The organism is Corallococcus sp. BB11-1, from assembly GCF_026626625.1.
GTDB classification, from domain to species: domain Bacteria; phylum Myxococcota; class Myxococcia; order Myxococcales; family Myxococcaceae; genus Corallococcus; species Corallococcus soli.
In genome coordinates this window covers 66699-88249 of sequence record NZ_JAPNJY010000032.1, presented here as the reverse complement: position 1 = coordinate 88249, position 21551 = coordinate 66699, and the positions used below count along the sequence as shown (strand labels likewise).

At 70.2% G+C, this 21551-nt stretch carries 13 protein-coding genes; all 13 read left to right on the top strand.

Translation table 11 applies throughout. The features are described from left to right. Nucleotides 1–65 precede the first annotated feature (65 nt). Nucleotides 66–1358, top strand: a complete 1293-nt coding sequence (locus OV207_RS28575) for a DNA polymerase beta superfamily protein (RefSeq protein WP_267558226.1) — start codon at nucleotides 66–68, stop codon at nucleotides 1356–1358. Further along, nucleotides 1355–2143 (top strand): DNA polymerase beta superfamily protein, encoded by a 789-nt coding sequence (locus OV207_RS28570; protein ID WP_267558225.1) that lies wholly within the window; start codon nucleotides 1355–1357, stop codon nucleotides 2141–2143. The genes OV207_RS28575 and OV207_RS28570 overlap by 4 nt, the downstream gene beginning before the upstream one ends. 104 nt (nucleotides 2144–2247) lie before the next feature. Then, nucleotides 2248–4512 carry a protein kinase domain-containing protein gene (locus tag OV207_RS28565; RefSeq protein ID WP_267558223.1) on the top strand — a complete coding sequence of 755 codons (2265 nt, stop codon included), beginning with the start codon at nucleotides 2248–2250 and terminating at the stop codon, nucleotides 4510–4512. 84 nt (nucleotides 4513–4596) lie between these two features. Beyond that, a complete protein-coding gene (glyQ, locus tag OV207_RS28560; RefSeq protein WP_227027676.1) occupies nucleotides 4597–5589 on the top strand; it encodes a glycine--tRNA ligase subunit alpha in 993 nt (330 codons plus the stop codon). After that, nucleotides 5579–7687 carry a glycine--tRNA ligase subunit beta gene (gene glyS, locus OV207_RS28555; protein WP_267558221.1) on the top strand — a complete coding sequence of 703 codons (2109 nt, stop codon included), beginning with the start codon at nucleotides 5579–5581 and terminating at the stop codon, nucleotides 7685–7687. Before glyQ ends, glyS begins: the two co-directional genes overlap by 11 nt. Before the next feature lie 170 nt (nucleotides 7688–7857). Then, nucleotides 7858–9393 (top strand): hypothetical protein, encoded by a 1536-nt coding sequence (locus OV207_RS28550; RefSeq protein WP_193428547.1) that lies wholly within the window; start codon nucleotides 7858–7860, stop codon nucleotides 9391–9393. Next, entirely contained in the window at nucleotides 9390–11549 is a 2160-nt protein-coding gene (locus OV207_RS28545) for a hypothetical protein (RefSeq protein ID WP_267558220.1), read from the top strand. Before OV207_RS28550 ends, OV207_RS28545 begins: the two co-directional genes overlap by 4 nt. A gap of 63 nt (nucleotides 11550–11612) precedes the next feature. After that, entirely contained in the window at nucleotides 11613–12470 is an 858-nt protein-coding gene (locus OV207_RS28540) for an FHA domain-containing protein (protein WP_193428549.1), read from the top strand. A 104-nt stretch (nucleotides 12471–12574) separates the two neighbouring features. Further along, on the top strand, nucleotides 12575–13111 hold the full coding sequence (locus tag OV207_RS28535) for an A24 family peptidase (protein ID WP_193428550.1): 537 nt from the start codon (nucleotides 12575–12577) through the stop codon (nucleotides 13109–13111). Nucleotides 13112–13156: 45 nt separating this feature from the next. Continuing rightward, the gene (locus OV207_RS28530; RefSeq protein ID WP_193428551.1) at nucleotides 13157–14605 is read left to right on the top strand and encodes a type II and III secretion system protein family protein; all 1449 of its coding nucleotides are present in this window, start codon (nucleotides 13157–13159) and stop codon (nucleotides 14603–14605) included. Between the two features lie 165 nt (nucleotides 14606–14770). Next, the gene (locus OV207_RS28525; RefSeq protein ID WP_267558219.1) at nucleotides 14771–16540 is read left to right on the top strand and encodes an ATPase, T2SS/T4P/T4SS family; all 1770 of its coding nucleotides are present in this window, start codon (nucleotides 14771–14773) and stop codon (nucleotides 16538–16540) included. Nucleotides 16541–16547: 7 nt separating this feature from the next. Beyond that, entirely contained in the window at nucleotides 16548–18752 is a 2205-nt protein-coding gene (locus tag OV207_RS28520; protein WP_267558218.1) for an FHA domain-containing protein, read from the top strand. Between the two features lie 59 nt (nucleotides 18753–18811). Then, nucleotides 18812–21514, top strand: a complete 2703-nt coding sequence (gene polA, locus OV207_RS28515; protein ID WP_267558217.1) for a DNA polymerase I — start codon at nucleotides 18812–18814, stop codon at nucleotides 21512–21514. The last annotated feature ends 37 nt before the right edge of the window (nucleotides 21515–21551 follow it).

Here is a 21551-nt window from a genome sequence, read left to right as displayed (position 1 = left end):
GCGCCGTGCCGGGTCAGGCTCCCGTGCTTCACTGCGTCCAGCGCCATCCCACCTGGGAGGGACCGATGAGCGACCCGAAGCCTGAAGCGACGTCCCCCACCGCCTCGCGGGTCCGGGGCCTGGAGCAGATCGATCGGCTGTCCGTGCCCCTGCCGCACGGCACCGAGGTGACGACGCGCGTGGAGCGCGTGGCCTCCGCCGGGCGCCGCATCCCGCAGGGCGTGGTGGGCCGTGTCGTGCGCGCCCATGACGGTGGCTTCGACGTGCAGATCGTCGGCGTGGGCGAGGTGTGGTTCGCGCGCGACGAGCTGGTGCCCCGGCGCGTGGGACAGGTCCAGTTCGCGCAGCGGCGCGAGGCGGCCTGGGGCGCGCTGCGACCGTGCGTGGTGCTGGAGACGCGCGTGGGCAGCCATGCGTGGGGACTCGCGGACGAGCGCTCCGACGTGGACGTGCGCGGCGTGTTCGCGCTGCCCCTGTCGTGGACCTGGGGCCTGGGGCAGGCGCCGCAGGACCTGGTGAGCGCGGATGGCAGCACCACCTACTGGGAGGTCCGCAAGACGGTGGAGCAGGCCCTGCGCGCGGATCCGAACACGCTCGAAACGCTGTTCGTCCCCGGCGCGAAGGCCTCGGACGTCCTGGGCGAATGGGTGCTGGAGGAGCGCGAGGCGTTCGTCTCCAAGGCCATCTTCGGCAGCTTCGGCCGCTATGCGATGAGTCAGCTCGACAAGCTCACCCGCAGCCAGCGCCTGGCCGAGCACCGCGACCTGCTCCTCGCGTGGCTGTGCGAGGAGCCCACGCCGGACCTGGACGAGGTGGCGCGGAGGCTGGCCGCCGTGTCTCCCCGGAGCGCGCCCACGCCCGAGGACGGGGTGCTGGCGGCGAAGACGTACGTCAAGCAGCTCTACCGCTCGCTCTGGGACCAGGGCCTGCTGGCGGCCAACGACTTCGCGGCGCTGACGGCGTACGCGCGCGGCGGCGGTCAGCGGCCTCCGTCCGCTCGGGAGCTGCGACCGAAGAACGCCTACAACCTGCTGCGGCTGGTGGCGCTGGCGACAGGCTGGCTGCGCGACGGGGTCCCCACCTTCGAGGCCACGGGGGCATTGAAGGCGAGGCTGCTCGACATCAAGGGCGGGCAGGTGGCGCTGGAGGACGTCCTGCGCGACGCGGAGGCGATGGCGCCCGCGCTGGAGGCCGCGCACCGCGAGAGCCGGCTGCCGGAGCATCCGGACTACGCGCGCGCGGACCGGCTGCTGCGGCGGGTGGGGGACGAGGTGGCGCGGCGCTGGGTGCTGAAGACGCCCGGGCCCCTGGGACGTGACGCACCGGAGGCACCGGCGCTGGAAGGAGGGACGGAATGAAGGGCACGATGACGGAGCACCAGCAGCGCATGGCGGACCGGGTGCTGGACGAGGAGTCGCGCAAGCGCGATCACCTGGTGGTGGCGCTCTCCGGCGCCCATGCGTACGGCTTCCCTTCGCCGGACAGCGACCTGGACCTCAAGTCCATCCACATCGCGCCCACCGGCGCGCTCCTGGCCCTCCAGCCCCGGCATGTGAACGCCGAGCGGCTGGAGGTGCTGGAAGGGGTGGAGGTGGACTACTCGTCCAACGAGCTGCAGCCCGTGCTGCTCGGCATCCTCCAGGGCAACGGCAACTACATCGAGCGGGTGCTGGGGGCCATTCCCCTCCGGACCCTTCCGGAGCTGGAGACGCTGCGCCCCCACGTGCGGGCCGTGCTGTCGCGCCGCATCCACCGGCACTACCGGGGCTTCGCGTCCGGCCAGCTCCGCGAGTGGGAGAAGGGTGGCTTCCGCTCCGCGAAGAAGCTGCTGTACGTGCTGCGCACCACGCTCACCGGGACGCATGCGCTGCGCACCGGGGAAGTGGAGACGGACGTCACCGTCCTCCTGGAGCCGTATGGATTCGGCGACGCGCACGCGCTGGTGGAGCAGAAGCTCCGGGGGGAGCGCAGCGAGCTGCCCGAGGCGCTCAGCGAGAGGTGGCAGGCGGAGGTGACGCGTGCCTTCGGGGTGCTCGACGCGGCGGACGCGGACTCCTGTCTGCCCCTGGAGCCGCCTGCCCCCGCCGTGGCCGCCCTCGAAGGGTGGCTGCTCGACGTGCGGCGGCAGCGGTTCGGCGCCTAAGCCGCCTTCCCGGCGTTCTGGGGGCACCCTTTTAGGGCGGGAGTGCCCGTCCCTGAAGAGGATCATCGACCTGGGGAAGTCCGACAGGTAACATCCCCGGCGCCATGAGCATGCAGGGTGGCGCCGGAGAAGATCCCGACCGGGGGCGGCGCATCGGAAAATACGAGATCCTCACCCGACTCTCGATGGGAGGGATGGCGGAGCTGTTCCTCGCGTTCACCTCCGGCCCCGGTGGCTTCCGCAAGTTCGTCGCGGTGAAGCAGATCCTCCCCGACATCAAGAAGGACGATCAGTTCGTCAAGATGTTCCTCGACGAGGCGCGCATCACGGCCGCCTTCTCGCACGCGAACATCGGGCAGGTCTTCGACCTGGGCGAAGAGGACGGCGAGCTGTACCTCGCCATGGAGTTCCTGCCCGGCCAGAACCTGGAGCAGGTGGTGAAGATGGCGGCCAAGCGCGACTACGCGCTGCCGCTGGGCTTCAGTGCCCGCGTGGTGCGCGACACCTGCCTGGGCCTGCACTACGCCCACCACTTCATGGATCCGTCCGGCCGTCCGGTGGCGGTGGTGCACCGGGACGTGTCTCCGAAGAACGTGATGATCACCTACGACGGCGTCGTGAAGGTGATCGACTTCGGCATCGCCAAGGCGCGCGGCAAGCTGGGCCGCACGCAGGTGGGCACCGTGAAGGGGACCAGCGGCTACATGTCCCCGGAGCAGGTTCGCGACAAGGGGCTGGACGGCCGCAGCGACCAGTTCTCCACGGGCGTGATGCTGCATGAACTGCTCGTGGGCCAGCGCCTGTTCAACGCGCCGGGCGAGGCCGCCGTGATGATGCAGATCGTGGACGGGGAGATCCCCGTGCCGCGCTCGCTCAACGCGGCGATCCCCGAGGCCCTGGAAGCCGTGGTGCTCAAGTCCCTGTCACGGGATGCCGCGCAGCGCTTCGGGACCTGCCGGGAGATGGCGCGCGCCATCGAAGCCTCGCTGGGCACCGAGCTGTACGACGAAGACCAGATGACCGCCGTCATGGGCGAGCTCTTCGAGGAGAAGCGCCAGAAGACGCGCACCCTCCTGGAACTGGCCAGCCGCGCCGAGGACGCCCGCGTCAGCGAGGCCGCCGGAGCGCTGCAGTCCGAAGAGGGCAGCGACACGGCCGCCGCCGCGGCCACCGCGCAGGTGAAGTCGCCGCGCGCGGAGGCTTCCTCCCAGGAGCTGGCGCCTTCGTTCCGCCCCACGCCCGTGCGGCGCACGAGCGCTGAGCCGACGACCCCGCCCCGCGCGGGCGCGACCCCGCGTCCTCCCGCCGAAGCCGCGGAGGCCCGGCCCCCGCGCAGCGACACGCCGCCGATGACGCCGCGCGCGCAGCGCCCCGCGGACGCGGCCGCCGTCGCCCGCCCGGTCCGTCCTCCCACCGACGCCGCGCGCGCGAACCGTCCCCGGCCCGTTGCCCGCCCGGAGGCCGCCGAGGCCCGGGCCGCGCCCTCCGACGATGCGTTGCTGGATCCACCCAGCGATCTCCAGACGCAGCGCTTCCGTGCCCGGCCGGCGCGCTCCGGAGCCGGCCCTGGACGCTCCTCGCGCTCTGGAGAGGACGCGTCGGAGTCCGCCCCGGCGCGGGAGGGTTCCGGCTGGCTGGGCAAGGTGGTGCTGCTGCTCATCCTGGGCGGCGTGGGCTACCTGGCGACGCTCGAGCCGGTGCGCCGCCTGTTCATGCCGGCGTTCGAGTCCGCGAAGCTGTGGGTGAAGGCGGAGCTGGATCCGCCGCCGCCCGCGGACCCCGCGAAGGACGGCACGTGGCCGCCGAAGCCCTCCGGTCCACCGCCGGGCTTCGTGCAGAAGACCGAACCGGAGAAGGCCCCGGAACCGGCCCCCACGCCCGAGCCGGTCGTCGCGGAGGCCCCGCCAGCCGAGGAGTCGAAGAAGCCTGTCGGCAAGGGCGCCCGCAAGCCGAAGGGGAGCCCCGCGGCCGAAACGCCCACGACCGTCGCGGCGAAGACGCCGGCCGCGCCCGTGAAGCCCAAGGCGGAACCCTCGGAGCGCCCCCCGGAGCCCGTCACCACCGTGACGCAGGAGCCGGAGGTCGCGGAGGTGCTGGACACGTCCACCGCCAAGGGCGCCGCGAAGGCGGGCCTGGGCTGGTTGACGCTCTACACGGTGCCCAGGAACGCGGCCGTGTTCGACGGCTCGACCCAGCTGGGCACGTCGCCGTTGATCAAGGTCGCCACCCCCGTGGGCACCTACCGTCTGCGCGTGGTGGATCCGCAGGACCCGGGAGGGACGAGCAAGCTGTTGTCCGTTCCCATCCGTCCCGGCGAGGTCACCAAGCTGCAGATTCGACTGGCCGACCTCCCGCCCTACACGGAGTGACGGCCGTCCTTGACGCTCCTGGACCCCCTCACTAGGGTCCGCCGCGTTCCGCCTTCGACGCACTGCGAGAAGGACTCGCCAGCCATGTACTTCCAGGACCTCATCCTCACGCTCCAGAAGCACTGGGCCGACCAGGGATGCATCGTGACCCAGTCGTACGACCTCGAGGTCGGCGCGGGCACGATGGCCCCCTACACGTTCCTCCACGCGCTCGGGCCCGAGCCGTGGAACGTCGCCTACGTGCAGCCCACGCGGCGCCCGGCCGACGGCCGCTTCGGTGAGAACCCGAACCGCCTGTTCCAGCACCACCAGTTCCAGGTCATCCTCAAGCCCGCGCCCAAGAACGTCCAGGAGCTGTACCTGGAGTCCCTGCGGAAGATCGGCATGGATCCGCTGGAGCACGACATCCGCTTCGTGGAGGACGACTGGGAGTCGCCCACGCTGGGCGCCTGGGGCCTGGGCTGGGAGGTGTGGTGTGACGGCATGGAGGTCACCCAGTTCACCTACTTCCAGCAGTGCGGCGGCTTCGACTGCCGCCCCGTGGCCGCGGAGCTGACGTACGGGCTGGAGCGCCTGGCCATGTACCTGCAGAACGTGGAGAATGTCTTCGACATCGAGTGGGTCAAGGGCGTGAAGTACCGCGAGGTGTTCCACGCGAACGAAGTGGAGATGAGCAAGTACGCCCTCCACGAGTCGGATCCGCAGATGCTCTTCTCGCTGTTCGACGCATACGAGAAGGAGTGCAAGCGCCTCATCGAGCGCCACCTGCCGCTGCCCGCGTACGACTACGCGCTCAAGTGCAGCCACGCGTTCAACCTGCTGGACGCCCGGGGCGCCATCTCCGTCACGGAGCGCGCCAACTTCATCAAGCGCGTGCGCGACAACGCGCGCCTGTGCGCGGAGGGCTACCTGCAGATGCGCGAGCGGCTGGGCTTCCCGCTGACGAAGACGCCGTGGACCGTGGGCGAGCAGCCGCCGGTGCTGGAGGGCAAGCCCGCCAGCGACTACTGGAAGACGGTGACGCTCAACAAGCCCGTGGAGAAGAAGGAGAAGTCGGAGGTGTCCCGTGGCGCGTGATCTGCTCCTGGAAGTCGGTGCCGAGGAGATCCCGGCGTCGTTCATCGTCCCCGCGCTGGAGGACTTGAAGCGCGTGCTCACCGAGCGCATGGCGGACGCGCGCCTGAAGCACGGCGAGGTGCGCACCTTCGGCACGCCGCGCAGGCTCGCGGTGCTGGTGCGCGACGTGGCGGAAGCGGGCGAGGACGTGACGAAGGAGGTGCTGGGGCCCAGCGCCAAGGCCGCCTTCGACGCGCAGGGCAAGCCCACCAAGGCGGCGGAGAAGTTCGCCGAAGGGCTCAAGCTGTCGGTGGACGCGCTCGGCCGCACGACAACCGCCAAGGGCGAGTACGTCTCCGCGCGCGTGGAGGAGAAGGGCCGCCCGGCGGACGCCATCCTCCAGGACGCGGCGCACGCCGCGGTGCACGGCATCAACTTCCGCAAGTCCATGCGCTGGGGGGACGTGGACACGTCCTTCGCGCGCCCGGTGCAGTGGCTGGTGGTGCTCCTGGGCGACACGGAGCTGCCGGTGGTGCTCGGCGACGTGAAGAGCGGGCGGACCACCCAGGGCCACCGCTTCCTCGCGCCCGGCCCCATCGTGCTCAAGGCGCCCGCGGACTACGAGTCCGTGCTGGAGAAGGCGCACGTGCTGGCGGACATCGGCAAGCGCCGCGCGTCGCTCGTGCAGAAGGTGACCGCCGCGGCGAAGGCGGCCGGTGGCCAGCTGCTGGAGGACGAGGCGCTGGTGGACCAGGTGACGAACCTGGTGGAGCTGCCGAGCCCCGTGGTGGGCAGCTTCGACGAGCGCCACCTGGACCTGCCGCCGGAGGTGCTGGTGCAGGAGATGAAGAGCCACCAGCGCTACTTCTCGCTGCTGGACGGGCAGGGGAAGCTGCTGCCGCGCTTCATCGCCGTGTCCAACACGCCGGTGCGCGACGAGGGGCTGTCGCTCCGGGGCTACGAGCGCGTGCTGCGCGCGCGGCTCGCGGACGGGCGCTTCTTCTTCGACGAGGACCGCAAGACGCCGCTGGGCGACCGCGTGGAGAAGCTGGGCCGCGTGATGTGGCAGAACCAGCTGGGCACCTACCTGGAGAAGGTGGAGCGCTTCCGCTCGCTCGCGGGCTGGCTCGCGCAAGCCACGGGCAAGGCAGGGGAGGCGGCCACGGTGGAGCGCGCCGCCACGCTGTCCAAGGCGGACCTCGTCACCGGCATGGTGGGCGAGTTCCCGGAGCTGCAGGGCGTGATGGGCCGCGAGTACGCGCGCGCCGGCGGCGAGCCGGACGCGGTGGTCCTGGCCATCGCCGAGCACTACCTGCCCCGGGGTTCCGAGGACGCGCTGCCGTCCCAGGACGCGGGCGCGCTCATCGGCCTCGCGGACCGGCTGGACTCGCTGTGCGGCATCTTCGCCATCGGCAAGGCGCCGTCGGGCGCGGCGGATCCGTTCGCGCTGCGCCGGGCGTGCCTGGCCATCATCCGCATCGTGCTGGGGCGCGGCTACCGCTTCAGCCTGTCGGCCGCGGTGGACGAAGCGCTCAAGCTGCTGGCGCCGAAGCTGGCCAACGTGAAGCGCAAGCCGGGTGAGGCCGCGCCGCGCGAGCAGGTGCTGGAGTTCTTCCGCGGCCGCCTCAAGGCGCTGTGGGGCGAGCAGCACCGCACGGACGTGGTGGAGGCGGTGCTGGCCGTGGGCTTCGACGACCTGGTGGCCGCGAAGAAGCGCCTGGAGGCGCTGAGCCCGCTGGTGGGCCACTCGGACTTCCAGCCGCTGGCCGCGGCCTTCAAGCGCGTGGTCAACATCGTGGAGAAGCAGGGCAAGGACGTGGCGGGCGGGCAGACCAACCCGCAGCGCTTCACCGACGAGCCGGAGAAGCACCTCCACACCGCCTTCACCCAGGCGCGCGACAAGGTGGGCGAGCGCGTGCGCGCGGACGACTTCGCCGGGGCCCTGCGCGAAATCACCGGCCTGAAGCCCGCCGTGGACACCTTCTTCGACAAGGTGATGGTGATGGCCGAGGACAAGGACCTGCGGGAAAACCGCATCCGGTTCCTCACGGAGATTGGCGCCCTGTTCAACCAGGTCGCGGACTTCTCCAAGATCCAGGCGGAAGTCGCCGCGAGCTGAAGCTTTACCGCCGGAGCGTGCCCGCTCCCCCGCCAGGGGAGCGGCACGCGTTTCCGGGCTTTGCGGCCTGGGGCGTGGGTGGGTGTCGTCGGGAGGGCAGGCTGGGAATAGCCTCCGCCCTATTCAGTTGCCCGGGGCAGGGCGCCGTTCCTACACTCCGCCCCCCTCTGATGCGCCTCCCTTTCCTGACCTCCGCGCTGTTGTTCGTCACGGCGTGTTCGATTGAATCCGAACCGAACCCGCCCCCGTCCACCCGCTTCGTGTACCCCAGCGGGGTGGCGTTCTGGCGCCCTCCCTCGGCGGGTGGCCCGTCGGCGAGCAACGGCTACCTCTTCGTCGCGAACGCGAACTTCGACAACTGCTTCGACTCCGGTTCGGTGATTGCGCTCAACCTGGATGCGCTGAGCACCCAGGCGGAGGGCCAGTCCGTCCCGGTGCCCCGGCTGGGCTCGGCCGAGCCCGCGAGCCTCCTCACCTTCGAGAACCTGTCCTCGTCGGCGGACTCGCTCGTGCAGATCCGCAGCTTCGCGGGTGACATGGCCATGTGGGTCAACCCCGCCAACGGGTTGCCGCGCCTGTTCGTGCCCTCGCGCGCGGAGGGCAACAACCTGCACGCGGTGGACGTCAGCCTTTCGGGGGATGGCGCGCCGGTGCTCGCCTGCGTGCAGGGCGGCGTGGACTGCCGGACGGGGGCGCTGTCGCTCACGGACGACATCCCGTCGTCGCTGCAGGACGCGGCCCGTCCGGGCCTGCCCCGCGCGCCGTCGCCCATTGGCGTGACGGTGGATGCCGCCAGCGGCACGCTGTACGTGACGCACTCGGAAGCGGCGGATTCGCCCGCCAACTCCAGCACCAACTTCGAGAACTACCTGGTCACGCTGAAGACGGACAACCCCACCCGCGACACGCTGGGCTTCATCCCGCTGTCGCCGGAGGGCTACATCTACGGCGGCTCGGATTCGACGACGGTGGGGGCGGGGTTCGTCTACGTGTCGGGCCGCAACTTCGTGGCCGGCGACCGCGGCACGGTGGCCGGGAACTTCGTGCTGCGGCTGGTGGACAAGAACGTGTCCACGCGCGTCCTGGAGCCCGTCCTGTTCTCGGTCTACCGCATCCGCGAGGCGCGCGCGGTCCAGGTGGTGTCCCGGCCGGTGACGGCCGCGGAGCTCGCGGCCCGGCCCTACTTCGTGCGCGAGCGGCTGTACGTGCTGGCGCGCGGCCCGGACACGCTGCTCACGCTCGACTTCGAATACGACGCCGCTCCAGGCGCGCAGGCGACGGACCCCACCTTCCGGGTCATCTCCGCGGTGCCCATGCCCGACGGCGTCAGCGACATGCAGATCGTCAGCCGGCAGGGGGCGCCGACCAACACCGACACGAACATCCTCGCGGTGACGAGCACCGGCGACAGCGCGGTGTCCCTCTACGACGAGGCGCTCGGGCAGGTCGTCGTCCAGGTGCCGCTCGTCAACTCGCAGAACCAGACCAGCAACCCGTCGCAGGCCTTCGGGCTGACGGTGGACAACCCGGCCGGTGTGAACGCGGCGCGGCTGTTCGTGACCAACTTCGGAGACGGGCAGGTGTCCATCGTGGACATCCCCGACCTCACCCGTCCGCAGGACGCGAAACTGGTGGCACGGCTCGGCACGCAGCAGCAGCGGGATCCGAACCAGGGCACCAGCGTGTGCCAGGAGAACCAACCTTGAAGCGCGGCATCCTCGCTGCCCTGTTGCTGGGCGCCTCGGGCCTCACGGGCGCCTGCTCCGACACCACCTCCACGGCGGGTGCCGCGGGCCTCACGGGCACGTACGACGTGGTGCTCTCCAACCAGCTCGTCTTCGTCACCTCCCAGGACCGGGACGAGCTGCGCGTGCTGGACCTCACGCGCACGCCCCGCGAGTTCATCCCCGCGCCCAACCCGCTGGAGTCCCTGGCCATCCCCGTCGTCGAGCGGCCCGACGCGCTCACCCGCGACGTGGGCTACGACGCCAAGGGCGATGACGTGTCCGGCCCCTACATCTACGCGCGCAGCTCTGGCGGCCGCAGCATCTCCGTGGTGGCCGCCGACCGCGCGCGCCTCAACGAGGTGACGCGGCTGTCCACCGGCCAGCTCATCACCGCCTTCGCCGCGCACGCCCCGGTGGCCGAGGGCGCGCCGAGCGTCCTGTACTACGCGCTCCAGACCCGCCCGGAGGCCGCCGAGCAGCTCTGCGGTCCCTTCGGCGGCGGGGTGGTGATGCGCCAGGACCTGCCGGCCCCCGACGCCTTCGACGCCGCGGCCCTTCCTCCCGCGCTGCCCGTCTTCTGCCTGCGCCCGTCGGACACCGTGCTGTCCATGATCGTGATGCCCTCGCGTCCGGACGTGACGGACTCGCTGGTGGTCGCCATCCGCAACGTGACGGGCACCAGCCGGCTGGTGCGCGTCGTCGCGGACGGGGCGTCCGTGGAGGTCGCCTACAAGCGTCCGCGTCCGGCGCCCTACACGGTGCCGACGTACACGGACCTGGTGGACATCCCCGCGCGGCTCGTCGCCACGCACCCGGCCTTCGGTCCGGACACGGCCCGCGTGCCGGCGGGCCGCTACATCTACGTGCTGCTCGACGAGCTCACCTGCGTCTCGACGGACTGCGAGGGCGTCATCGCGCTCGACAACGGCCCGGATCCCCTGGTGCCGTCCCCGGCGCCGGTGCTCGCCCGCGACGTCACCGGCGCGCCCATGCTGACGCTGACGCCGCCGGCGGGCCTGCCCACGGGGCTGACGCTGCGCGCGGGCCTGGAGGTCCGCGAGGTCCTGGCGGATGGCGCGGCCTACACGTCTCCCATTCCGCTGCTGGGCATCATGCCGTCGTCGGACGGGAAGGTGACCCTGTTCCGCGCGGACGAGCGCCGTGCGTTCAACCTGGACCGCGACCCCACCGCCGGCGCGCTGCGCGCCTCGGTGGCGGTGGAGCTGCGCGACGGCTCGGAGCTCATCCGGGCCGACCAGTTCCAGAGCATCCGGGTGGAGCAGCCGGGCTGCCCGCAGAACGCGGAGGTGACCAACGCCACGGCCTTCCTGTGTGACGGGACGCTGCCCGGCGGGACCTACCGCTTCGTCTTCCAGGGCATCCTGCCGGGCCTCGTCAACCTGACGCGCGACCTGTCCGTGGAGGATCCCCCCCTGCTGGTGGAGACCGCCCTGGCCACGTCCCGCGCCGTGATTCCGGGCGACTCCATCGTGCTGGCGAACAACGTGAGCGCCTGCCCGCAGATCGTCCGCATCCTCCGCCTGGAGGACCAGGGCGATGGCCTCACCCGGCTGTTCCCGGACCTGTCGGACGCGGCCACCGTCAGCGCGCTGGAGACGTGCGCCACGTACTCCAGCTTCTCCGTGCGCGCCGGGCCGACCACGAAGCCCTTCGTGCTCTATTCGGGCCTGGAGACCGCGGACTCCTACCTGCTGCGGCTGGACGTCGGTGAGGCCTACACGGTGTCCAACCTGCTGGATTACTACTACCACGCGAATGGCTTCGACCTGGGCCTGGACCCGCCCAAGGCGCAGCCGACCTTCGCCCCTGCGCCGCTGTCGCTCACCCTGACGGCGACGTTCGGAGACCCCTCGCGGTTGAACGCCGGTGACCGCTACGTGGTGACGCTGCTGCCGCGCTTCCGCCGCTTCGTCTTCGGCGTGGACACCGGCGAAGGCGGCTCGCAGACCAACCTGGGGGCCTACACCCTGCCTGGCTCCGTGGTGGCCACGGACGTGGCGGGCTCCAGCCTGGCCTACATCGCCTATCCCTCCGCGGACGGCGTGCTCCAGGTGGCGCTGGAGCAGATCACCGACAACGCGAACAACCTCCAGTACCTCCGGGCCTTCCAGTAATTGGGCGGGCCTGGGCGGCTCTGCTATCGTTCCCCACGTTCAGCATTTCCCGAGCCAAGACCGATGATCGATCAGAACTCCCATCCCGCACGCAAGGTCGGCATCGCTGATCACCTGTGGGAGACGTACGAAGAGATGGCCCAGCAGATGGGGTCGGATCGCGACGCGCTGATCAACCAGGCGCTCTTCATGTTCGCGCGCCTCAACGGCTTCATCGAGGTGAGGGCGAAGGCGGAGCCGGCCATCGCCGCCGTGCCGTCGCCTACGCCCGCGCCGCGTCCGGTCGCTCCGCCTCCCGCGGCGGCCGCGTCCAAGGGGGCGCCGCCGGTGCTCGCGCCCGCGCGGGCCGAACCCGCCCGCGCCTCCGCGCGCCCCGTGGAGGACCGCCCGTCCTCCAACGGCCTGGACAACGATCCGGTGCGCCGCGAGGTGGCCGAGCGCGTCCTGGAGACGGCCGCCGAGCTGGAGCGGCTCATCAAGGGCAAGAACGAGCCGCCCCCGCCCTCCGCCGACGACATGATCGAGGACGAGGAGGAGCCCCTGCCCGAGCAGGAGGATCCGCCGCTCGAGGATGAGCTGGAGGACGAGCCCGCGGAGGAGGCCGAGGAAGAGCCCGCGGAGGAGGCCGACGAGGAGGAGGGCGCGTCGCTCTACCTGGTCACCGAGTCCGGTGAGCAGGAGAAGATCATCAAGGACCGCTACGTCATCGGCCGCGGCAAGCACTGCGACTTCGTCATCAACTCCGGCAAGGTGTCGCGCGAGCACGCCGTCATCGCCCGCGACGGCGGCGACTTCTACATTGAAGACCTCGGCTCCTCGAACGGGACCTGGTTCAACAAGCAGCGCATCAAGCGCCGCAAGGTCGAAGACGGGGACGAGTACTTCATCTGCAGCGAGAAGATCCGCCTGGTCATCCACTGATGACGCACTGCCCCCCGGTTCGATGACCGTGTTCAGCATTTGACGGGCTCCGGGCCTCCCTGGTTTGATAGGGGTCGCCTGCCCGCCTTGGGGCCAGGTGCCTGATGACACCTGTTCAGCCCGTGCTGTGGACGATTCTGGGAGTGGCCCTGGTGATGGCGGTGGTGACCGACGTGCTGCGCCGGATCATCCCCAACGTCGTGACCTATCCGCTCGTCGTGCTGGGGCTCGGGGTGCGGGGCTGGGCGGAGGGGTGGGGCGGGCTGCATTCGGGGGTGGTGAGCGGGGCGGTCGCGGGCGCGGGGCTGGCGCTGCTGCTGGTTCCCGGCGCGCTGCGCGGGCGCATGGGGTGGGGTGACGTCAAGCTGATGGCGGGCGTGGGCTGTGTGCTGGGGTTCCCGGCGGTGCTCGCGGCGGCGGCCTTCATCTCGTTGGTGGGCGCGCTGCAGGCGGTCGTCACGCTGCTGTGGCAGGGCGCCGTCTGGGACACGCTGGCGGCGGTGGCCCGTCGCTGGGCGGTGCGGGCGAAATGGATGCGCGAGGAAACCTTGCCCGCGCCCGCGCGACACATCCCCTACGGCGTCTCCATCGCGCTCGGGACTTTCTGGGCCATGTGGTGGCAGCAACAACATCTGGGATAGCGCGCAGCCGTCAGCGCGCACGCACGCAAGAAGGGGATTCACACGATGTCCACTCGCTTCACGCACGCCGTAGCGCTTGGCGCCCTCGTCACCCTGGTGGCCAGCGCCCCCGCCCTGGCCCAGGAGGGCAGCACCGTCAGCCTCGGGGTGGGCACGCAGAAGGTCCTCACCATCCCCGGCCTGAGCCGCGTCGCGCTGGGCGACCCGTCCATCGCCGAGGTGAAGACGCTGGGCACCGGGCAGCTGCTCGTCACCGGCCAGACGGAAGGCAAGACGACGCTGCTCGTCTGGAAGTCGTCGGGGCAGCGCATCAGCTACCTGGTGACGGTCCGCAAGCAGGACCCCAACGAGGTCATCTCCGAAATCAAGCGCCTGCTGGGCGAAATCGAAGGCGTCTCCGTCCGCATGGTGGGTGATCGCATCTACCTGGACGGTCAGGCCTACACCACGCAGGACGCGGACCGCATCGAGCAGGTGGTGAGCCTCTACCCGAACGTGAAGTCGTTCGTGAAGATCGCCCCCAACGCCAAGAAGCTCGTCGCGCAGAACCTGAACGCGGCCTTCCAGAAGGCGGGCCTGAAGAACGTGCAGGCCAACGTGGTGGGCGCGACCATCTTCCTGGAGGGCTCCGTGGAGAGCCAGCAGGACCTGCAGAAGGCGGAGCTCATCACCAAGGCCATTGGCGAGAAGGTGGAGAACCTGCTCGTCGTCGGCATCAAGCGGATGATCCTCTCCGAGGTGCAGTTCGTCGAAATCCGCCGCAACAGCCGCGACCGCTACGGCATCAAGTACCCCACCGACATCACCGGCACGCTCAGCGCGACGGCGAACCTCACCAAGGCGCTCATCCCGTCGGGTGACGCGGCCTCCAACCTCATCCTGGGCGCGACGGGCGGGTCGGACCTGTCCATCGGCTTCCAGGCCAACGACGGTTACGGCCGCCTGCTGGCGCAGCCCAAGCTGGTGTGCGCGAGCGGTGAGAAGGCGGAGTTCCTGGCCGGCGGCGAGGTGCCCATCCCGCTCATCACCAACACGCAGTTCACGGTGGAGTACAAGCCCTACGGCGTCATCCTGAACATCCGCCCCACCGCGGACCGCAACGGCAACATCCAGACGGAGGTGGAGGCGGAGGCCTCTGAAATCGACACGTCCGTGTCGGTGTCCTTCGGTGGTTCGTCCGCCATCCCCGGCTTCCGCACCCGCAAGGTGAAGACGAACGTCACCGTGCGCCACGGTGAGACCATCGTGCTGTCGGGCGTGTTCAGCCACGACGAGCAGAAGGCCGTCGCGAAGCTGCCGGGCCTGGGCAACATCCCCATCGTGGGCGAGCTGTTCAAGAACCGCGCGTTCGACTCCACCAAGCGCGAGCTGGTGATCTTCGTCACCCCGCGCATCGTGAACCCGGACTCCGACAAGGTCCGCAGCATCATCGAGGACGTGAAGACCCGCTACAAGCAGGCCCGCTCCGAGGTGAACTTCAACATCTTCGACTGACGCGGGCGCCCGTCACGGGCCCCGACAGCGACTGGCGCGTGTCCTCCGGGCCGGCCCCGCTCCCCTCCAGAAGGGGGGAGGGTGCCGGCCCGAGAGCTTGCGGGCAGGCGAGCGCGTGCGCAGGAGTCTTTGAGGTGGCAGGAGGGCTTGGTAGCATCCCGACCCATGTTTCTCATCACCCTGGCGGAGAAGGGCGGCGGGACGGAGCAGCGGGAATACCCCAAGAACGAGGTCACCATTGGCCGGCTCGCCGGCAATGACATCGTTCTGGCGAAGGGGAATGTCTCCAAGTACCACTCCCGCATCGTCGAGAAGGACGGTCGCTTCATCATCGTGGACATGAAGTCCACGAATGGCACCTTCGTGAACGGCAAGAAGATTGCCGGGCCCATGGTGCTGAAGCCCACGGACCAGGTCTCCATTGGAGACTACATCCTCAACGTCGAAGCGCTGGAGGACGCGCCTCAGGACGACGCGCAGGGCGAAGAGGCCTACGACGACGAGCAGGGCGAGGAGCCCTACGAGGAGGAAGAGGCCTACGAGGAGGAGGAGCCCTACGAGGAGGAGGAGGAGGCTCCGGCTCCCGCCGCGCCCAGCCGCATGCCCGCGTCCATGGCCGCGGCCATGGCGAAGAACAAGAAGAAGGTGGACCCCCGGCTGGAGCGCTACTCGCGCCTGCAGAAGGAGATCCACGACCGGCTCATCGAGTACCTGGACCTGCGTCGCATGGACATGGACCGGCTCGGGGACGAGGAGCTGTGGCGCCGCACCGAGAAGGCCATCCGCGACATCATCGACCAGATGGAAGCGGACGGAGAGCTGCCCACGGACGTGGACCGCGAGGAGCTGCTCACCGACGTCATCAACGAGGCGCTGGGCCTGGGGCCCCTCGAAGCGTTCCTCGCGTCGGAGGAGATCAGCGAGATCATGGTGAACCACGCCAACCAGATCTACATCGAGCGGCGGGGCAAGCTGACGCTGTCGGAGAAGACCTTCTCCTCCAACCAGGCGGTGCTCGGCGTCATCGAGCGCATCGTGGCGCCCATTGGCCGGCGCATCGACGAGTCCAGCCCGCTGGTGGACGCGCGCTTGAAGGACGGCAGCCGCGTCAACGCCATCATCCCGCCGCTGGCCCTCAAGGGCCCCTGCATCACCATCCGCAAGTTCAAGAAGGACGCGCTGAAGATCCAGGATCTCATCAAGTACAAGACCGTCACCGCGCAGATGGCGGAGTTCCTGGAGATGTGCGTGACGGCGCGTCGCAACATCGTCATCTCCGGCGGCACCGGCTCCGGCAAGACGACGACGCTGAACATCATCAGCTCCTTCATCCCGGAGGGCGAGCGCATCATCACGGTGGAGGACGCCGCGGAGCTGCAGCTTCCGCAGGACCACTGGGTGCAGTTGGAGAGCCGCCCGCCCAACCTGGAAGGCAAGGGCGCCATCACCATCCGCGAACTGGTGAAGAACTGCCTGCGCATGCGGCCCGACCGCATCGTCGTGGGCGAGTGCCGCTCCGGCGAGACGCTGGACATGCTCCAGGCGATGAATACGGGCCACGACGGTTCGCTCACCACGCTGCACGCGAACACGCCGCGTGACGCCATCGCGCGGCTGGAGACGATGGTGCTCATGTCCGGCATGGAGCTGCCGGTGAAGGCCATCCGCGAGCAGATCGCCAGCGCCGTGCACCTCATCGTGCAGCAGACGCGCTTCTCCGACGGCTCTCGCAAGATTTGCTACATCACGGAGGTGTCCGGCATGGAGGTCGACATCGTGACCCTGCAGGACATCTTCTATTACAAGCAGGATGGCTTCACCGAAGACCACAAGGTGCGCGGGCGCTACGTGGCTTCGGGCTTCGTGCCGAAGTTCTATGACGAACTTCAGCGCAAGGGCCTTCCGGTGAACATGAGCATCTTCCGCGAGGACTGACGCGCCCATGGCAATCCTGGTCGTCCGTCACCCCGACGGCACTGAGCACGAGCACGAAATCGCTGGCGAGCTGAAGATTGGCCGCCAGCAGGGCAATGACCTCGTCCTCACGGAGGGCGGCGTGTCGCGGCAGCACGCGCGCATCTACGTGGAGGGCGGCACGGTCTACGTCGAGGATGGCGGCAGCCAGAACGGCACCTTCATCGACGGACAGCGCATCGACGGCCCCACGGCGCTGATGCCCGGCTCGCAGGTGCTGCTGGGCGACTACGAGCTGAAGCTCAAGGGCGGCGCGAAGCGCTCCAGCGGGCGCAAGGCCGCGGTGGACACCGCGGTGGACGAGGAGCCTCCGGCGCTCGCGGACGTCCCCGTGCGGGGCACGCGCGCCATGCCCAGCATCCGGGCCAGGGCCACCGCGAACGGGGCCGCGAAGCCCCCTGGCGCGGCGCTGGCGAAGCGGCCCTCGCGGGCCCTGAGCACGCCCGCGGGGCCGGGTTCGGGGCCGGTGCTCAAGGGCATGACGGGGCCGTGGGCCGGCAGGTCCTACCCCCTCAACGGGGTGGTGCTGGTGGGCCGTGCGCCGCCGGCGGTGGTGCTGCTCGACGACGACTCGGTGAGCCGCAAGCACGCGGAGGTCGAACTCGCGGGCAACGTCGCGCGCGCCCGCGACCTGGGCAGCGCGAACGGCACGCTGCTCAACGGCGAGCTGCTGGGGCAGGAGTTCGTCGAACTCCAGGCGGGCGACGTCCTCCAGTTCGGCGTGGTGGAGATGGCCTACGAGGCCTCCGACACGCCCTCGCGGCGTCCGGGCTCGGGCATCCCCGCGCGGCGCGGAGGAGGCCGGGGCCAGCCGGAGGTGAGCAACAACCGGCGCACGATGCTGGTGGTGGCCGGAGGCGCGATGGCGCTCCTGGCGGTGGTGGCGGTCGTGAAGGGGACCCTCGTGGCGCCCCCGCCGCCGCCCACCCAGGCCGCGGTGAATGATCCCGCGCAGCAGGTGCAGGAGCTGCTCAGCGAGTGTCGCACGTACGCGTCCAACGAGATGGGGCAGCCGGACTGGGCCCGGGCCGAGACGGCCTGTGAGAAGGCGCTGGACCAGGACCCCATCAACGCGGAGGCGAACACCCTCATCCGGCGCATCAAGCTGGAGCGGGAGGCCTTCGAGAACCTGGAGTTCGCGAAGAAGTCCGTGGAGCTGAACCGCGAGAAGGACGCCCTCATCGCGCTGCGCAAGATTCCGAAGGAGAGCGAGTACTTCCGCCGCGCCCGCGCGAAGGCGCGCGAGTCCGCGGACCGCTTCGTGTCGCGCGCGAAGGACGACTGCAAGCGCTACCTGGGCAACTCGCAGTGGAGCGCCGCGGTGCCCCGCTGCCAGGACTACATGGAAGTGTGGTGCCAGAAGCAGAACCGGGAGGAGCTGTCGCCGCCGCTGGGCCAGACGCTGCGCCTGGAGGGCGCGCTGCGGCGCAACGAGTGGCGCCCCAAGGACGCCATGTTCGTGAAGTTCCTGGTGGCCCGCCTCAAGCTGGATCGCAACGCGGCGCCGTGGACGTGCCCGGTGTCGGACATCCTGGCGGAGGACGAGTCCGGGCCGGATCAGGCCAGCCAGGTGCGCAACATGATGAACAGCCGCTACAGCGCGAAGCTGATGCAGGCGGCGATGATGGACTACTGGGCGGGGCGCGGCAGCGAGTCGCTGGCGACGTTGCAGAAGCTGCGCTCGAAGGTGGACTCCGCGCAGTACCACGCCCCGGCGGACGAGCTGATGCGGGACGTGTCCAACGTGGACCAGCTCTTCAAAGCGGGCGAGAGCGCGCTCACGCGCGAGGACCCGGAGCGCGCGGTGGAGCCCTTCAAGGAAGCGCTGGCGACGGACAAGCGCCTGATGGGCGAACTGGCGGAGACGCACCTGTCGTTCTACCGGAAGAACATCCTCCAGGACATGGCGGCGGCGTCGTACCTGCGCGGCAAGCACTTCGCGGATCGCGACGACAAGCGCCGCGGCTGCCGCATCTGGAAGCTGGGCTTCGACTTCTACAAGGGCAACACGGACCTCAACCGCACGGTGGCCTACTGTTCGACGCTCGCGCAGCAGGTGCTCAACAACGCGGCGGGCTGCCCGGACCTGAGCGCGGTGGAGGACTACGCGGTGCCGGGTGACGGCATCGCGGAGCTGGTGGCGGCGAAGAAGCAGGAGCTGAAGTGCCGTTGAGCGGAGCCCCCGCGAGGGGCTTCGTGGACAGGGAGCGGGAGGCGCGCTAGGCACGGGGGATGGCCGACACCAGCCCCCCGCGCACCGAGCGCCGCCTGGCCCTCTTCGACGCCTCTGGCTTCATCTTCCGCGCCTACCACGCCATCCCCCCGCTCACGACGAGCAAGGGGGTGCCCACCAACGCGGTGCTGGGCTTCACCCGCATGGTGCTCAAGGCCCTGCAGGAGCTGAAGCCCACGCACGTGGCCCTGGCGTTCGACAAGTCAGGGCGCGTGGAGCGCCAGAAGATCGACCCGCAGTACAAGGCGAACCGCAAGGCGCCGCCAGAGGATTTGACGCCCCAGTTCCCGCTCATCCGCAAGGTGGGCGACGTGCTCAACCTCCCGTCCCTGGACGCGGAGGGCTGGGAGGCGGACGACGTCATCGGCACGCTGGCGATGCAGGCCAAGGCCGAGGGCTTCCAGGTCCTCGTCGTCACCAGCGACAAGGACTTCATGCAGATCGTCGACGAGGACATCACCCTCTTCGACCCGCAGAAGAACAAGCGCATGGCCGTCGCGGACGTGCAGGAGAAGATGGGCATCCTGCCCCGGCAGGTGCGCGACTTCCTGGCCCTGGTGGGCGACGCGGTGGACAACGTCGCCAAGGTGCCCGGCGTGGGCGACAAGACGGCGGTGGAGCTGCTGCACCAGTTTGGCGACGTGGAGACGCTGCTGTCGCGGCTGGAGGAAGTGAAGAAGCCGAAGATCCGCGCGGCGCTGGAGTCCCACCGCGACAGCCTGGTGCGCGCCAAGCAGTTGGTGACGTTCAACACCACGCTGCCCCTGGGCGTGAAGCTGGACGACCTGGTGCGAAAGGCGCCGGACGGCACGCGCGCGAGAGATCTGTTCACGGAGCTGGAGTTCTTCGCGCTGCTGCGCGACCTGCCGGCGGAGCAGACGCCGCGTCCGGACGTGGCGCCGCTCGTCGCCACCACCACGGTGGTCACCACGGAGGCGGAGCTCCAGTCGCTGGTGGACGCGGCGCGCGCCGCCCAGGCCGTCACGCTGGTGCCCGCCTTCGAGGGCATGCCCTTCGCGGCGCCCCTGGTGGGCCTGGGCGTGGCGCTGCCGGACGGCACCACGCGCTACGTGCCCCTGCGGCACCAGCAGCTGGGCGCGTCCCAGGTGCCGGTGCCCGCGTTCGTGGCGGCCATGAAGGACCTGCTGGCGGACGCGGGCGTGAAGAAGGGCGGGCATGACCTCAAGGCGCTCACGCTGGTGCTGGCCAACGACGGGCTGGCGCTGGAGGGCGCGCACGACGACGTGGAGCTGCTGAGCTACCTGCTCAACCCGTCGCGCCGTGAGCACGCGCTGGCGGACCTGGCGCGGGAGCGGCTGCGCTCGGAGCTGCCCGCGCTGCCGGCGTCGGTGGAGGGCAAGAAGGGGCGGGCGCTGTCGGACCACGGGCCGGAGGAGGTGGCCGCGGCGTACGCGGTGCGCGCGGACGCGGCGCGCCGGCTGGCGCCGGAGCTGTGGCGGGAGCTGGAGCTGGGGGGGCTCGCGGAGCTGGCGCGCACGCTGGAATTGCCGCTGCTGCCCATCCTGGCGCGCATGGAGCGCGAGGGCGTCAAGCTGGACGTGAAGGAGCTGGGCCGCATCTCCGAGCGCGTGGACGTGGAGGTGAAGGCGAAGGAGGCCGAGTGCCACACGGCCGCGGGCCACGTCTTCAACCTGGGCTCCAACCCGCAGCTGGCGCAGGTGCTCTACGAAGAGCAGAAGCTGCCCATCCTCAAGCGCGGCAAGACGGGCCCGTCCACGGATCAGGAGGTGCTGGAGAAGCTGGCCGAGGAGCACGGCAGCGTCCTGGCGCGGGCCCTCATCGAGTACCGGGGCCTGTCCAAGCTCAAGAGCACGTACCTGGACACGCTGCCGTCGCTGGTGGCGAAGGACGGGCGCATCCATACGACGTACCACCAGGCGGCCACCGCCACGGGCCGGCTGTCGTCGTCCGACCCGAACCTCCAGAACATCCCCATCCGCACGGAGCTGGGCCGGGAGATCCGCCGCGCCTTCGTGGCGGACGCGGGGCACCAGCTGGTGAGCGCGGACTACTCGCAGGTGGAGCTGCGCCTCCTGGCCCACATCGCGGAGGACCCGGTCCTCATCCAGGCGTTCCTGGACGACGAGGACATCCACAGCCGCACGGCGGCGGAGATCTTCAGCGTGGATCCGAAGACCGTGGACCGCGAGCAGCGCCGCGTGGCGAAGACGGTGAACTTCGGCATCGCGTACGGCCTGTCCGCGCACGGCCTGTCCACGCGGCTGGGCATCTCCCAGGAGAGCGCCCGCGACGTCATCGAGCGGTACTTCACCCGGTACGCGGGCATCCGCCAGTACCTGGAGGACACCGTGGAGAAGGCGCGCAAGGTGGGCTACGTGGAGACGCTCTACGGCCGCCGCCGCCTGATGGGCGACCTGCTCTCCAAGAACCGGGGCGTGGCCCAGGCCGCCGAGCGCGCCGCCATCAACATGCCCATCCAGGGCACCGCCGCGGACCTGATGAAGAAGGCGATGCTGTCCGTGGACGCGGCGCTGCGGGAGCAGAAGCTGAAGGCCCGCGTGCTGTTGCAGGTGCACGACGAACTGCTCATCGAAGCGCCGGACGCGGAGGTGGAGGCGGTGAAGGCCCTGGCCGTGCGGTGCATGGCCTCCGTCGCGGAGCTGAAGGTGCCGCTCAAGGTGGACGTGGGCGCCGGCACGAGCTGGGCGGACGCGCACTAGGCCTTCCGGACAAAAAAAATGCGGGAGAGCGCCCACC